Here is a 15,567-nt window from a genome sequence, read left to right as displayed (position 1 = left end):
TTCTTGATACAAAGTAAGCGTTTACTTTATTTTAAAAAATAACCTCCTTCTGAATACACAAACAAGTACCAAGTTTTATAATGTATTTTATATATTAAATATATCAAAAGGCACCTTAAATTGCAATTATTTTCCATTAATTTAACCCAATAAAATGATATATAAGAAGGGGTCATTTAAAAGGAATAGTTGCAATGAAAATAGCTTTCGGTTCTAGACTCTTTCTACTACAAATTGAATTCCATTAATATCTTTTTCAAACTTCAAATTTATAGTTTATAGACTGCATTACTCTACATAAAAAGAAGGCGAACCTCCTTCTACACTATTTTCCCTTAAATTCCGCAAAGGTCTGTAAGATTTTGGCTGCTACTGCTAGAGAAGGAGCTCCTTTTAGCTCTAACGTTTCATCTGCATATGGAGTAAGACCAGCAAAATCTCCAATCTGGACAGAATAGAGAGACGTCTTAAACAGTTCAATATCGTTTTGGTCATTTCCAAAAGCGATGAAGTTCTCCCCACACAACTTTTCAACAGTTGTCGCCTTATGAGTATCCAAGGGATTAACATAAAGGCACTTTTCATGTGCATGATAGGAGAGATGAGCCTGTCCTAGTCTTTCTAGCTGACCAAGCAGATCATCAAGCAAATCCTCGTGGTCACCCATATAAACGACTACCTTAATCGGAGTCCCCAAGTCCTCGAGTTTCTGATGACGAGCCACCTTTAGGGGATCCACACTGGAAATAAATGGAATCTTCTCTACAATCTGACCACTATAATCAAAGCAATCATCTACAAAGAAAGGGAGATTATAAGTCTGGCAATAATCCACTAGCGCCTGATACACTCTAGCATCGAGATTTCTTTCGAAGATAGCCTTCCCCAGATGATAGGCCACGCCACCATTCAACCCTATGACCAAGCGCTGGCTGAGTTCAGGTCCTAATAAACCCAAGCAATCCCGATAAGAGCGGGCTGAGGCAAACACAAGCTCATGCCCATAATCTTCAGCCTTTAAAAGAACCTGCTGAATCTCCTCATCTATGGTCATGTAGTCAAAAGATAGCGTTCCATCCAGGTCAAATACGAATTTCATTTTCCTAGTCCTTGTTTAGTGTTCGAAGCGCTGCCTGATAGGTTTGCTCCATTAGCATAGTAATAGTCATAGGACCAACTCCACCAGGTACAGGAGTGATGTGACTAGCAAGTGGTGCAACAGCATCATAATCAACATCTCCACAAAGCTTGCCATTTTCATCTCGGTTCATCCCAACGTCAATGACAACCGCTCCTGGTTTGACAAAGTCAGCAGTCACAAACTTAGCGCGACCGATTGCAACCACAAGAATATCCGCCTTAGCAGCAACCTTGGCAAGATGATGGGTACGTGAGTGGGTCAAGGTCACAGTCGCATTCTTGGCTAAAAGAAGTTGGGCCATCGGTTTTCCAACGATATTTGAACGACCGATAACAACCGCATTTTTACCTTCTAGATCAATCCCATATTCATGAAACATCTCCATAATTCCTGCAGGTGTTGAAGGAATCATAACTGGATGACCAGACCAGAGGCGACCCATGTTTAGAGGATGAAAACCATCCACGTCTTTTTCGGGGTCAATGGCTAATAACACTGCCTCTTCATCGATATGTTTTGGCAAAGGTAATTGAACCAAAATCCCATGCCAAGCTGGATCTTGATTGTATTTGGCAATCAAGTCTAACAATTCCGCTTGGGTAATGGTCTCTGGAACTCGCACTACTTCACTACGGAAGCCAGCAGCGAGAGCTGACCGTTCCTTGTTTCGAACGTAGACTTGGCTGGCAGGATTGTCCCCCACCAAAATCACTACCAATCCTGGAACTAGACCTGTTTCTTCTTTTAGTTTGGCAGTCTTTTCAGCCAACTGTCCTTGTAACTTAGCTGCAAGAGCCTTCCCATCAATAATCTGTGCCATATCTCTTCTCTTTTCTATCAAATATCCTCTATTATATCAAAAAATACCTTGCCATTCTAACATTTCTTGCCTAATGGACCTTATAGTCTGAAACTATAAGAAAAAGCCCTTATCGAGCTTTTATGCCTATTTATACTAGGTAAATCTGTCATGCTTTCTTTTTGATTTTTGGAGCCGGTAAGACTTCATACATCTCCTTGATTAATCTCATTAGAAATGATTTATCTTCAATGTCTTCTATCAAAATCATCTCCTTAGCTCCTTCATAAGGACGTTCAAACCTAGTCTGTCCCAGTTGATCCATGACCAGCTTCACAGGCTTCAGTAACAAACGATTATCATAGATTCCCCCAATAATCTTCCCACGATAATAAAGGATATACTCTCCCATCATTGGACGATAACTCATCTCCTCTAGCTCTGATAGCTGTTCGAGAATAAAATCTAAATATTCTTTACTGGAAGCCATGATGCCTACTCCATTTCTTCTAAAAATGAGGTCTTACAAAACCTTACTCAAAAATTCCTTGGTCCGTTGTTCTTTTGTTTGATCGAAAATCTCCTCTGGTGTTCCATCTTCGACAACAACTCCATCCGCCATAAAGATAACACGGTCTGCTACCTCACGCGCAAAGCCCATTTCATGAGTCACAATCACCATAGTCATCCCTGACTTGGCAAGGTCTTGCATAACAGCTAGAACTTCTCCAACCATCTCAGGGTCTAGGGCTGAAGTCGGCTCATCAAAGAGCAAAACATCTGGTTCCATAGCAAGTCCACGTGCAATAGCAATCCGTTGTTGCTGACCACCTGACAAACTCTGTGGATAAGCCGTCGCCTTGTCTGGCAAGCCAACTTTTTCTAACAGTTCCTGTGCTCTTTTCTTCGCAACTTCCTTGCTTTCACCTTTGGTTTTAATTGGTGACAAAGTGATATTTTCCATCACTGTCATATTGGGAAAGAGGTTGAATTGTTGGAATACCATACCCATCTTTTCACGCATGGCAAAAAGGTCATTTTTCTTATCTGTGATATCAACTCCTTCAAAGATAACCTTACCTTTACTTGCTTCTTCAAGTAGATTCATCGAACGAAGGAGAGTTGATTTCCCGCTCCCTGACGGACCAATAATGACCACAACTTCTCCACGTTTAATCTCAAGGTTGATGCCTTTTAAAACTTCATTTTTCCCAAAAGACTTATGTAGTTCTTCAATTTTAATCAAGGTTTCTGTCATTATTTCTTGTCTCCTTGTCCAATATGTTTTTCAAATGCTTTCAACGCCACTGTCAAAACAGAGGTCATAATCAAGTAATAAAAGGCTGCAAATAAAAGGGGAGTCAACGGTAAATAAGTTGTTGTCGCTACAGTCGTTGCACCATTCCACAACTCCATCACCCCAATCGCAGACAAGAGGGAACTATCCTTAATAATGGTGATAAATTCATTTCCCAGCGCTGGAAGAATATTTTTGATAGCTTGTGGCAAAATGACATACCGCATGGCATTTTGGGGACGAATACCAAGAGAGTAAGCAGCCTCTAACTGACCTTTAGGAACGGCATTGATCCCCGCACGAACAGTTTCTGAAACGTAAGCACCACTGTTCATAGAAATAATCAAAATACCAGGAATCAAACGAGAAAGATCAACTCCTAAAATTCCCACTTGAATAGTTGGAGCATTGATATGCATAAGAGCAAAGGCAATCATTATTTGAACCATCATCGGCGTCCCACGGAAGATCCAAACATACACATTTGCAAACCAAACGAGCGGTTTAAAGCGTGAACGTTGGGCAAAGGCCAGTAACACACCTATAATGGTCCCTAAGCAGACAACAAGGATAGAAATCAATACGGTAATCAGAGCACCATAGTTAAAATATGGTAAATACTTTGGTAAAAAAGAAAAATTCATATTCAATCAACTTTCTATGTATTAGATTGTATGATTATAACATGAATTGAATTAAAATGCAATCTTTTTTCTCTAATTTTAACAATTAACTTGATAGAATGGAGAAATAGAGAGAAATCACAGTTTTTTTCTAGTCAACTACCTCTTGTTTATGGTAAAATAGAAACGATAAGAAATGGAGGAGAATCAAAATGGAATCACATTTGGTTAGAATCATTAACCGCCTAGAAGCAATGACAAAAGATGGTGGAAATCTAAAACGTAATTTTGAACGTGAAGGTGTTGTCGTCGCAGAAGTTGCATACAGCCACGACGAAGAAAACGGATCACTCTTCACCCTTCGCGATGTAGAGGCTCGTGAAACTTATACCTTTGATAGCATTGATTTGATTGCAATGGAGATCTACGAACTCCTTTACTAATATAAAAACAGCGGGCAGTAAGTCCCGATGAATGAAAATCCTTTTTGTCACCACAAATGGGATTTTTTCTTACCTCCAATGTCGCTAGATTCTCCATAAATCCCTCTTTTAAAAACGACCACTTCCCAATCTTTTTACTTGCTTTACACCTTAATCATGCTATAATGAGAGTATAAAACTTTGACTATTTTTGACCTTTTTTCTTAGGCCAAGAATAAGAATGAAATGAGGTAGATGTATGCTCTGTCAAAACTGTAAAATTAACGACTCAACAATTCATCTGTATACCAATATCAATGGACAGCAAAAGCAAATTGATCTCTGTCAAAATTGCTATAAAATTATCAAAACAGATCCAAATAATACCCTCTTTAAAGGGATGACTGACTTAAATAATCATGACTTTGATCCTTTCGGCGACTTTTTCAATGATTTGAACAATTTCAAACCTTCTTCTAATAACGTCCCACCAACTCAATCTGGTGGGGGATACGGAGGAAACGGTGGTTATGGTCCTCAAAACCGCGGCCCACTTCAAACACCTCCTAGCCAAGAAAGAGGACTCCTAGAGGAATATGGTATCAATATTACTGAGATTGCTCGTCGGGGAGATATTGACCCTGTTATAGGTCGGGATGAGGAGATTATCCGCGTTATCGAAATCCTCAACCGTCGAACCAAGAACAACCCTGTCCTTATCGGAGAACCAGGTGTTGGTAAAACAGCCGTTGTGGAAGGTCTAGCTCAGAAGATTGTCGATGGCGATGTTCCCCATAAACTTCAAGGTAAGCAGGTCATCCGTCTAGATGTGGTCAGTCTAGTTCAAGGAACAGGGATTCGAGGCCAATTTGAAGAACGTATGCAAAAGCTCATGGAAGAAATTCGCAAACGTGAGGACATCATCCTCTTTATCGACGAAATCCATGAAATTGTTGGTGCAGGATCAGCAGGTGATGGCAATATGGATGCAGGAAATATCCTCAAACCAGCCCTTGCCCGTGGTGAATTGCAACTGGTTGGTGCCACTACTCTCAATGAATACCGTATCATTGAAAAAGACGCTGCCCTAGAGCGCCGTATGCAGCCTGTCAAGGTAGATGAACCAACTGTCGAAGAAACCATTATCATCCTTAAAGGAGTTCAAAAGAAATACGAAGACTACCATCACGTCAAGTATACTGATGCTGCTATCGAAGCTGCTGCAAATCTTTCCAACCGCTACATCCAAGATCGCTTCTTACCAGACAAGGCTATTGACCTGTTGGACGAAGCTGGTTCAAAGATGAATCTAACGCTGAACTTTGTTGATCCTAAAGTGATTGATCAGCGTTTAATTGAAGCTGAGAATCTCAAGGCTCAAGCTACACGAGAGGAAGACTTTGAAAAGGCTGCTTATTTCCGCGATCAGATTGCCAAGTACAAGGAAATGCAGAAAAACAAGGTGACCGATCAGGATACTCCAATCATCAGCGAGAAAACAATCGAACATATCATTGAGCAGAAAACCAATATCCCTGTTGGAGAACTCAAAGAAAAAGAACAGTCTCAGCTTATCCATCTAGCAGACGACCTCAAGGCCCATGTTATAGGTCAAGATGAAGCTGTCGATAAGATTGCCAAAGCCATCCGTCGTAATCGTGTTGGACTTGGAACTCCTAACCGGCCAATCGGAAGCTTCCTCTTTGTCGGACCAACTGGTGTCGGTAAGACAGAACTCTCTAAACAACTAGCCATTGAGCTCTTTGGCTCTGCTGACAGCATGATTCGCTTTGATATGAGTGAATACATGGAAAAACACAGTGTGGCTAAATTAGTCGGTGCCCCTCCAGGTTATGTTGGCTATGATGAAGCTGGTCAGTTAACGGAAAAAGTTCGTCGCAATCCTTACTCACTCATCCTTCTCGATGAGGTCGAGAAAGCCCACCCAGATGTCATGCACATGTTCCTTCAAGTCTTGGACGATGGTCGTTTGACTGATGGGCAAGGACGCACAGTTAGCTTTAAGGATGCTATCATTATCATGACCTCAAATGCGGGTACTGGTAAGGCCGAAGCCAGCGTTGGTTTTGGAGCTGCTCGTGAAGGACGTACCAACTCTGTTCTCGGTGAACTCGGTAACTTCTTTAGTCCAGAGTTTATGAACCGTTTTGACGGCATCATCGAATTTAAACCTCTCAGCAAGGACAACCTTCTCCAAATCGTCGAACTCATGCTAGCGGATGTCAATAAACGCCTCTCTAGCAACAATATCCACCTCGATGTGACAGACAAGGTCAAGGAAAAGTTGGTTGACTTAGGTTATGATCCAAAAATGGGGGCACGCCCACTCCGCCGTACCATTCAAGACCATATCGAGGATGCCATAACAGACTTCTACCTTGAAAATCCAAGTGAAAAAGACCTCAAGGCAGTTATGACAAGCAATGGCAATATTCAAATCAAATCTGCCAAAAAAACTGAGAAAACAGAAGAGATTGCTTCTGAAATAGAAGAATAAATCTATATAACAAGTGCAGAAAGTCTATCATTTTCTGCACCTTTTTTACTAAAATAAATGTAAAACCTTGACAGCTTGCCCCTCGTCCATTATGATAATAATAAAGACACTAGAGAATGAGGAAAAAGCAATGGCAAACCCAACTTATGGTGATAAAAAAGAGAATGTGACCTACCAGCCCCGCTATGGTGTGTACGCAGTTATTCCGGATGCGGAGAAAAAACAAATTGTCCTAGTTCAAGCTCCCAATGGTGCTTGGTTCTTGCCAGGTGGAGAAATTGAAGCTGGCGAAGATCATCAAGAAGCACTAAAAAGAGAACTGATCGAAGAACTTGGCTTTACAGCTGAAATTGGAACCTATTATGGGCAAGCTGATGAGTATTTCTACTCTCGCCACCGTGATACCTACTACTACAATCCAGCGTATCTCTATGAAGCTATTTCTTTCAAAGAAGCACAAAAACCACTGGAAGATTTTAATCATATTGCTTGGTTCCCTATTGACGAGGCTATTGAAAAGCTCAAACGTGGTAGCCATAAATGGGGAATTGAAGCTTGGAAAATCCAGCATGGAATTGGCTAAAATACACGATTTTATCCAAAAAGTGCTATAATAGAGTTAGAAAATCGGAGGAACTGTTATGAAGCTTATCAACACGACTAATTCACACTCGCAACTTGTTAAAAGCCAATTAGAAAGCACAGACGCAACTCTTGTCGAGGTCTATTCTGCTGGAAACACAGATGTAGTTTTCACACAAGCCCCGCTTCACTATGAAATCCTCATTTCCAACAAACACCGTGCTATTCGTGAACCTGAAATCGAAACTATCCAAGACTTCTTCTTAAAACGTAAAATCGACAAGGAAAGCATTGATGAAGCCAATATCAAGACGCTTTATTCAGATAAATTGATTGAGATTTCAATCCCTATAAAATAAGAAGACCAGCCAAAAGCTGGTTTTCTTTTGCAAAAAAGATTGGCAGTGCACAGCTACCAATCTTTTTTATTTCACAGCTTCTTTCAAAGCGTCTACCTTATCCAAACGTTCCCATGGAAGGTCAATATCTGTACGTCCCATGTGTCCATAAGCCGCTGTTTGACGGTAAATTGGGCGTTTGAGATCCAGCATTTGAATAATTCCTGCAGGGCGAAGGTCAAAGATTTGACGCGCTGCTTTTTCAAGCTTGCTTTCAGATACTGTTCCTGTACCAAAAGTATCGATACGAACAGAAACAGGTTGCGCCACCCCGATAGCATAGGCCAATTGCACTTCTGCCTTCTTAGCAAGGCCTGCTGCAACGATATTCTTGGCAATGTAGCGAGCTGCATAAGAGGCTGAACGGTCCACTTTCGTCGCATCCTTACCAGAGAAGGCACCACCACCATGGCGAGAGTAGCCACCATAGGTATCCACGATAATCTTACGACCAGTCAAACCTGAGTCCCCTTGAGGTCCACCGATTACAAAACGACCAGTTGGATTGATGAAGAATTTGGTTTGCTCATCCAAGTAAGAAGCTGGGATCACCTCTTTGATAACCTTGTTAATCACATCATTGTGAATTTGTTCATTGCTAACTTCTGGGTCGTGCTGAGTTGAAATAACGACTGTATCCACACGTACTGGACGATCATTTTCATCATACTCAACCGTAACTTGTGATTTAGCATCTGGACGAAGATAGCTGATTTCACCAGACTTACGAAGTTCTGCCAAACGACGAACCAACTTATGACTGAGTGAGATTGGCAATGGCATGAGTTCTTCTGTCTCATCCACTGCAAACCCAAACATGAGACCTTGGTCTCCAGCACCAATCAAGTCCAGTGGATCTTGATCTGCATTTCCACGAACTTCCAAGGCTTCGTTAACTCCTTGGGCGATATCTGGTGACTGCTCAACAAGTGACGGATGAACTCCCACCGTCTCCGCAGAAAAACCATACTCTGTATTGGTATAACCAATCTCTGCAATGGTATCACGAACCACTCGGTTAATATCTACATAAGCATGTGTAGAAATTTCACCAAAAACATGGACCGAACCTGTGTATACAGCTGTCTCGGCAGCAACGTGCGCCTCAGGATCTTTAGCTAAAATAGCATCCAAAATCGCATCTGAAATTTGGTCTGCAATCTTATCCGGATGCCCCTCAGATACAGATTCAGACGTGAATAATTTACGTTCTGACATAAAAATGTCCCCCCTTAAAAAATATTGTTATAGAGTTACAAAGTACTGATAGAAAATTCTACCATCTTATCGGGACTATATAACCTTATCATTATACCACTTTTTACTTTTTTTTGCAGTATTTTCTCGAAATCGAAAAAAGAACCTTACGGCTCTTTTCTCATCATAAAAATTCGGCTTGTACTCCATAATACAGAAGATTATACCTATGCTAATCTGCATACTTTGTTTACAAACTACCTATTTTTTTATCACAATGTTCTTACAAACAATCTTCCAGTTAGGCTTACTGTTCCTTAGACTTTCTATTGCTTACAGTTAAGCCAAGTCCAGCCATTAGGAGGCCAAGTCCTACAATACCATAGTTCGCTGTATCATTACTTCCTGTATCAGGGAGTTTCGCCACTTCTTTTTTATAAGCTGTAGCTACTGGAACTGTGGTAGTTGGAGTCGCACTTCCTGTCTGAGCAACAGGTAGTGTTGTACGACGTTCTAGGTAAAATTGGTAATTATCTTTCGTTACCTTGTAATTGTGTCCTTCAGTCACAGTTTCAACAATCCATGTAGTTGCATCCTTAGTTAAAGAATCAGCCAAGTTACGATTAATATTCATTAATCGACCTTCAGATACAAAATCTTTATAGCTAATATCGGTCCCTGTCGAAGTTGCAACAATTCTTTCGATTTTTGCGGCTTTCAAAGACGCAAGAGTATTCGCCATCGTTGGAATTGAAGGATCCTCCTTCATTGGAGCATCTGTCAACAATACGACAAACTTTTTATTTTTAGGTGACTTAGACCAGTCGTAGGTTGAAACAATTTGTGTAAGAGTAGGTGTAGATGTTTCAGGGAAGTCTCCACCATGTGCAAGCTTAATGCCTGCTAAGGCTTTTTCAAGCTCAGCTGGGTCAGAGGTAAAATAAGATTCATTAAATTTTGTTAAAATTGTACCCTCATCTGCTAATCCACCTATACGTCCATATACTTCATCACTAAAGGTAGCTAATCCAAAACGTGCTGCTACTCCATCTTTAGCAAGATTTCTTGCAAACTCATTGATATTGTTACGGACAGTGTCAATAGTTCGAGACATAGATGCTGAACGGTCAACAACAAAAACGATATCGGCAGAGTTAGATTTTGAAATCGTTCTTGTCGCTTTCTTGATTTCGACTGTAGTTGTTTTATCAACACGTTCATATTGGGTATAAGAATTTCCATCTTCATCTTTCCCACTCACTGTACTCTCAGTTGTTTCAGTCTTTGGAGCAGGAAGTTCTTCACTTTTTACAGGTGCCACTTCTGTCTTTGTGACTTCAACTGTTGCAGTTTCTTCATGAATCTTTTGATCACCTTCTTGGCGTTCTTTCACGTCAATAGGTGAAACCTTCTTAGAAACATCAACAAGTTCTCCAGGTTTTGCATCTGATTGGTTAACGACTGGTTTCGCCTCATCAGCTTTAATTTCTGCTACAGCAGCTTCGACTGCCGATTTATTTGCTTCGGTTTTCTTTACTGTTTCAGCTGAAGTAGATGCCGGTTGTGTTGTTTCATCTGCAGACACTTGTCCGACCTGAGCAAAAGCAAACAAAATTGCTACAGAAGCCAACCCAACTTTCATTTTACGGAATGAAAAACGTTGTTGTTTCATAAATGATTTATCCATAGAAGTCCCCTTTTCTTTTCACGGATCAAATGATATAATCCGATTGTTTTATAGTATGATAACACAATTTTGTATAGTTTTCAATTTTTTTCCTTATGATTTCAATAAAATATTGCTCTAAAAAAGGTTTTAAAGCAATTACTGTTTTATAAATCAAATTTTTTTAAGTATATAATTATTAGTTCTATCGAATACTTCAGGAAATAAAAACTCAGTAGAATCAGGTGATTCTACTGAGTTTTTAAAATGTTTGGCGTTTGGCTTTACGCTCAGCACGGCCACGAGCACGATTTTCAGCACGCTTGGTTTTGCGGCGTTTTTCATCCACCGCCCATTGAATCTTCTTCTTATAGCCTGGTTTGACTTTTTTCTTTTTCTTTTTAACCAAGCCAATCATTTCAATATCAAGCTTATCTTGCTTCTTTTCACGATTGGCACGACGATCACGGTCATAGGTATCTTGAAACTCTCCATCTTTGACCATCTTAGGAGTAAACTTAATTCCTAATTTCTCCAACTCACGGATATCCGAGTCATCGCTTGGCTGGTAAAGGGTAATAGCTGTACCAGGCAGTCCGTTGCGCCCAGTCCGTCCAACACGGTGAACAAAGAAGGACAAGTCTTGCGGAATGGCATCATTAATAACATGGCTGACACCTTCAATGTCAATTCCACGCGCTGCCAAGTCCGTTGCGACAATGTACTCAAAATCCAGATTTTTCACCTGATTCATGATCCGCTTGCGTTCACGAGGAGCAATATCTCCATGAATCTTTGCCACCTTCAATCCTTGAGCAGTCAAGTATGCATGTAACTCATCAGCACGCATTTTTGTGTTAACAAAGATCATTGCCAAATAAGGCTGCATCAACTGAGTCAGCTGGTAAATTTGAGCATTTTTGTCGCGGCCCTTGGTCGAAATCAACCAGTTATCAATGGTATCTGAGATGACTGTTTTTGTCTTGATTTTTTCCATGACAGGATTTGACAAGTATTTTTTCAAGAACGGTTGCAATTTTTGTGGAATAGTTGCTGAAAAGACCATGAATTGCAAGTCTTTTGGAAGGCTCCCTGCAATCTTATCAACGGTTTCCAAGAATCCCATATCCAAGGTCATATCGGCTTCATCGACGACAAAGGTCTTGGCCTTGTGAATAGCCAAATCACCAGATTTGAGCAAGTCATAGATGCGACCTGGCGTTCCGATAACGATATGTGGTTGGTTGCTAGCCAGTTTTTCAATCTGACGCGCCTTATCCGTACCACCCACATAATTAACCACACGAACTTCGACATCTGAGTGAGCTGCAATCTGACGAGCTGCTTGGTAGATTTGAGTGGCCAACTCACGACTTGGTGCAGTAATGACTGCTTGCACACTATCGCTAGTTTCATCTAATTGCTGGAAAATGGGTAATAAGAAAGTATGAGTCTTTCCTGAACCTGTTTTTGACTCACCCACCAAGTCACGACCTGCCAAGACAATAGGAATCAACTTTTCCTGAACTTCGGTAGGAGTCGTAAACTTCAACTCCTCCAAAGCCTTTTCTATATAATTTTTAAACTGAAATTTCTTAAATGACATATTATCCTCGATTCTATCCTTTCAATTATACCATATTTTGTCCTATTGCAGTAGTCCCATTTGAGTCTCAGTCCTGTAGTAAAGATTCGAATAGATTAAAAGGTTGGAACTCTCTGGTTCCAACCTCTTTCATTATTTCCAGGTCAATACAGCATTCAAACCATAGTGGTCACTGACTTGTGGACCATTCTGCCCATCAAAAACTACTTGTAAACTCTCTACTTCTAACTCTTTGGTCGTAAAGACGTAGTCGATTCGTAGCGGTTCAGTATTACCTTTCCAACCATCAATTTCTGGTGGAACGGTATAGCTACCACTTCTTTCTTTCGCAACTTCAAACGCGTCTTGTAATCCTAATGGGCTAGCTAAAATCGCTTGATAGCCTTCCTGACCAGCTGGATTATTAAAATCACCTGCTAAAATCAGAGGTTTCTTCAACTCTTTTAGTACAGCCTCAAATCGTGCCCACTCTTCTTGGAAACCTTTATCCCACCAAGAGAGATGGACGCTTGCAAGAGCCAGTTCCTTGCCTTCAACCTCTGTCTCAGCCAAGGCAACACGGCGAGTATGGTAATCCGTTGGATCATCTACATCTGATACTAAAATCTCACGCGCCTTAATAGGTGTTTTGGATAAGATAGCTACGCCTTCATGGTAGCGGTCATAGCCAATATGATTGTAAGCCCAAGTCCAGTAGTAGTTTTTCCCTTTCTCAGCCAATTTTTCAACCAGGAGTCGGACATAGTGATCCTGGTGAATGGGTTCTGCTGATGGTAAAGCTTGATAGTGAGTGTTAACCTCTACCTCAGGCGAGGTCATTTCTTGATTAATTTCTTGGAAACAAATCAAATCATAGTCCTTCTCGAGAATGTCTTGGAGTAAGATTTGGAATTTTTCCTCTGCTTCCTTCTCCATCCAACTGTGAGTATTGAGTGTTAGAAATTTCATGCTTTTCTCCTAAAACAAGAGGTTGGAAAACAGCTTCCAACCCCAAGTATATTACAATTCTACTTTAGCAACTGCTGTTTTAGCTGCAAGAGAACCTGTTTGTTCTAATTTAACTGATTTGAGGACATCACCATTTGTGAAGACAACCACTGTTGATGTTTTGCGTTCTGCTTCTCGAATAGCATCCAAGTCAGCTGTAACAAGAAGATCACCAGCAGCCACTTTTTGTCCTTCAGAGACATGAACAGTAAATGGTTTTCCTTCAAGACTTACTGTATCCAAACCAATATGAACAAGCACTTCAAGACCTGAGTCAGTGACAAGACCAAGAGCGTGTTTTGTTGGGAAGATACTTGATACAGTACCAGTAACTGGAGATACAATGTTACCATTTGCTGGTTCTACTGCAAATCCATCACCCATCATTTTTTGAGCAAAAACTGGATCTTCCACTTGTTCCAAAGCAACAACTTGACCGTCAGCTACTGAGTAAACTTCTTCAGTTACACCTTTGTAGTGTACAGTATTTTGTTGGTTTTCTGTCATTTGGCTTGGAAGAGTTTCAGGAATAATTTCACCTGAGTCAAGAATATCTTGGATATCAGATTTCAATACGTCAGCTTTTGGTCCGTAGATAGCTTGGACACCTTGTCCTTTCATGACAAGACCCATAGCTCCTTCTGCTTTCCATTGTTCCTCAGTACCAACGCGATCTGCATCTTTAACAGTTACACGAAGACGAGTCATACATGCATCCACATCTACGATATTTGCACGACCACCAAGAAGGTTAATGATATTTACGGCTTGAGAAGCTGCTGCAACTTTTGGAGTTCCAGGAGTTGCTTCTTCTGATGCTCCTTCAGCTGTTTCGTAGTTTCCGTTACGTCCTGGAGTTGCGTAGTTGAATTTCTTGATCATGAAGTTGGCAATGAAGTACATGATAACCGCAAAGAGAACAGTTACCCAGATAAAGTTAACGATATCCATACCAATACCAGCATTAATTGCCAATGGTGTACGAGTCAAGAATTCAATTGAACCGAATGAGTGGACACGAAGGTGAACAATATCTGCCATAGCAAATGCAGCACCTTGAACTACTGCGTAAACAAGGTAAAGAGGTGTTGCGATGAACATGAACATGTACTCGATTGGTTCAGTAACCCCTGTCAAGAATGTTGCAAGAGCTGTCGCAATCATCATACCCTTGTATTGGTGTTTCTTGTCAGCATCAACATTGCGGTAGATAGCAACGATGACACCCATCAAGATACCAAATGAACCGATCATTTGTCCAACTTTGAAACGAGCTGGAGTGACTGTTGTAAGAAGGTGTTGGTATTGGTCAGCATTTGAACCTTTAAGGTTAACAAGGTCAGTTACCCATGCAAGCCAAAGTGGATCTTGACCAAATACTTGTGTTCCTTTTGCTGCACCAGTTAACACTTCGTATGTTCCACCAAGAGCTGTGTAGTTCATTGGGATAGTCAACATGTGGTGAAGACCAAATGGCAAGAGCAAACGTTCCAAAGTACCATACAAGAATGGCGCAAGGACAGGTGCTGTTTCTTGAGAGCTCGCAATCCAAACACCAAAGCCATTAATTCCTGCTTGAACATATGGCCAGAAAATACCCAATAAGATAGCTACTAGAATAGATCTCCAAATAACAACGAATGGTACAAAACGTTTACCATTGAAGAATGAAAGGGCATCTGGAAGATTACGGAAGTTGTAGTATTTGTTATAAGCTGTTGCCCCAACAAAACCAGCAATAATCCCTACAAAAACACCCATATTAAGAGCTGGAGATTCCAAAACACTTGTAAAGTAGTCAGAAACTTTTAGTGGAATGTCCCAACCAATCTGTAAGCCAAAGATTTTAAAATTCAAGGTATGAACGAGAGCATTAGGATCCTTGAGAATATCGCCTGTCACACCAAATAAAACACCAGTAATTCTATTCATAAGAATAAATGAAAGACCGGCTGCAAAGGCACCACCTGCACGTTCTTTTGCCCAGCTTCCCCCAATAGCAAGAGCAAACAAGATATGAAGGTTACCGATAACCCCCCAACCAATTTGCTCCATAACATTACCAATAGTTACTACTAGTGTATGAAGTAACGGGCCTAATTCATCTCCAAATATAGTAAAAATTATCCAGTTAGAATCAGACATAGGAAGCATCTTACCGATACTAATCATCAATCCCGCTGCTGGCATAACGGCGATAACCACCATTAAAGCCTTACCGAATTTTTGCCAAAATTCGAAAGACAAGACATTTTTGAATGTAGCTTTCATCATTCAAATCTCCTTTATTTTATTTAGGCAAACGTTTTACGAAAACGTTTGCATTTGGTT

The 15,567-nt window shown here is 40.7% G+C and carries 14 protein-coding genes; 4 read left to right on the top strand and 10 right to left on the bottom strand.

Translation table 11 applies throughout. The annotated features are described in order from the left end of the window. Nucleotides 1-325: 325 nt before the first annotated feature. The 5 genes from ACORHV_RS02930 to ACORHV_RS02910 form a co-directional block, all read right to left on the bottom strand. A complete protein-coding gene (locus tag ACORHV_RS02930) occupies nucleotides 326-1,099 on the bottom strand; it encodes an HAD hydrolase family protein (protein WP_434398745.1) in 774 nt (257 codons plus the stop codon). Nucleotides 1,100-1,103: 4 nt separating this feature from the next. After that, a complete protein-coding gene (locus tag ACORHV_RS02925; RefSeq protein ID WP_000057225.1) occupies nucleotides 1,104-1,961 on the bottom strand; it encodes a bifunctional methylenetetrahydrofolate dehydrogenase/methenyltetrahydrofolate cyclohydrolase in 858 nt (285 codons plus the stop codon). Nucleotides 1,962-2,109: 148 nt separating this feature from the next. Beyond that, entirely contained in the window at nucleotides 2,110-2,430 is a 321-nt protein-coding gene (locus ACORHV_RS02920; RefSeq protein WP_049478871.1) for a TfoX/Sxy family protein, read from the bottom strand. A gap of 33 nt (nucleotides 2,431-2,463) precedes the next feature. Beyond that, on the bottom strand, nucleotides 2,464-3,198 hold the full coding sequence (locus ACORHV_RS02915) for an amino acid ABC transporter ATP-binding protein (protein WP_434398742.1): 735 nt from the start codon (nucleotides 3,196-3,198) through the stop codon (nucleotides 2,464-2,466). Then, nucleotides 3,198-3,881, bottom strand: a complete 684-nt coding sequence (locus ACORHV_RS02910; RefSeq protein ID WP_125384663.1) for an amino acid ABC transporter permease — start codon at nucleotides 3,879-3,881, stop codon at nucleotides 3,198-3,200. Before ACORHV_RS02910 ends, ACORHV_RS02915 begins: the two co-directional genes overlap by 1 nt. 191 nt (nucleotides 3,882-4,072) lie before the next feature. Here ACORHV_RS02910 and ACORHV_RS02905 point away from each other — a divergent pair, with 191 nt between their 5' ends. The 4 genes from ACORHV_RS02905 (at nucleotide 4,073) to ACORHV_RS02890 (ending at nucleotide 7,741) form a co-directional block, all read left to right on the top strand. Continuing rightward, on the top strand, nucleotides 4,073-4,303 hold the full coding sequence (locus ACORHV_RS02905; RefSeq protein ID WP_000443577.1) for a DUF1797 family protein: 231 nt from the start codon (nucleotides 4,073-4,075) through the stop codon (nucleotides 4,301-4,303). Nucleotides 4,304-4,541: 238 nt separating this feature from the next. Continuing rightward, nucleotides 4,542-6,800, top strand: coding sequence for an ATP-dependent Clp protease ATP-binding subunit (locus ACORHV_RS02900; RefSeq protein WP_125384664.1), 2,259 nt, complete (start codon nucleotides 4,542-4,544; stop codon nucleotides 6,798-6,800). Nucleotides 6,801-6,930: 130 nt separating this feature from the next. Further along, a complete protein-coding gene (locus ACORHV_RS02895; RefSeq protein WP_049478869.1) occupies nucleotides 6,931-7,383 on the top strand; it encodes an NUDIX hydrolase in 453 nt (150 codons plus the stop codon). A gap of 58 nt (nucleotides 7,384-7,441) precedes the next feature. Continuing rightward, entirely contained in the window at nucleotides 7,442-7,741 is a 300-nt protein-coding gene (locus tag ACORHV_RS02890; protein WP_000767203.1) for a DUF1827 family protein, read from the top strand. 66 nt (nucleotides 7,742-7,807) lie between these two features. Here ACORHV_RS02890 and metK read toward each other — a convergent pair whose 3' ends face one another. The 5 genes from metK to ACORHV_RS02865 all read right to left on the bottom strand — a co-directional run bounded on the left by metK (nucleotide 7,808) and on the right by ACORHV_RS02865 (nucleotide 15,510). Next, nucleotides 7,808-8,998 (bottom strand): methionine adenosyltransferase, encoded by a 1,191-nt coding sequence (gene metK / locus ACORHV_RS02885; protein ID WP_434398739.1) that lies wholly within the window; start codon nucleotides 8,996-8,998, stop codon nucleotides 7,808-7,810. 286 nt (nucleotides 8,999-9,284) lie between these two features. Next, on the bottom strand, nucleotides 9,285-10,664 hold the full coding sequence (locus tag ACORHV_RS02880) for a VWA domain-containing protein (protein WP_000361432.1): 1,380 nt from the start codon (nucleotides 10,662-10,664) through the stop codon (nucleotides 9,285-9,287). Between the two features lie 241 nt (nucleotides 10,665-10,905). Further along, nucleotides 10,906-12,249 (bottom strand): DEAD/DEAH box helicase, encoded by a 1,344-nt coding sequence (locus ACORHV_RS02875; RefSeq protein ID WP_434398736.1) that lies wholly within the window; start codon nucleotides 12,247-12,249, stop codon nucleotides 10,906-10,908. 132 nt (nucleotides 12,250-12,381) lie between these two features. Then, the gene (locus tag ACORHV_RS02870; protein WP_434398734.1) at nucleotides 12,382-13,197 is read right to left on the bottom strand and encodes an endonuclease/exonuclease/phosphatase family protein; all 816 of its coding nucleotides are present in this window, start codon (nucleotides 13,195-13,197) and stop codon (nucleotides 12,382-12,384) included. A gap of 51 nt (nucleotides 13,198-13,248) precedes the next feature. After that, nucleotides 13,249-15,510: a PTS transporter subunit IIBC gene (locus tag ACORHV_RS02865; RefSeq protein WP_434398732.1), complete on the bottom strand. Its 2,262-nt coding sequence runs from the start codon at nucleotides 15,508-15,510 to the stop codon at nucleotides 13,249-13,251. Nucleotides 15,511-15,567 lie beyond the last annotated feature (57 nt).

Source organism: Streptococcus sp. KHUD_016 (assembly GCF_051106465.1).
Classification (GTDB): Bacteria; Bacillota; Bacilli; order Lactobacillales; family Streptococcaceae; genus Streptococcus.
Note: the sequence above shows the minus strand (reverse complement) of the source record. Positions and strands in the feature narration are given on the sequence as shown.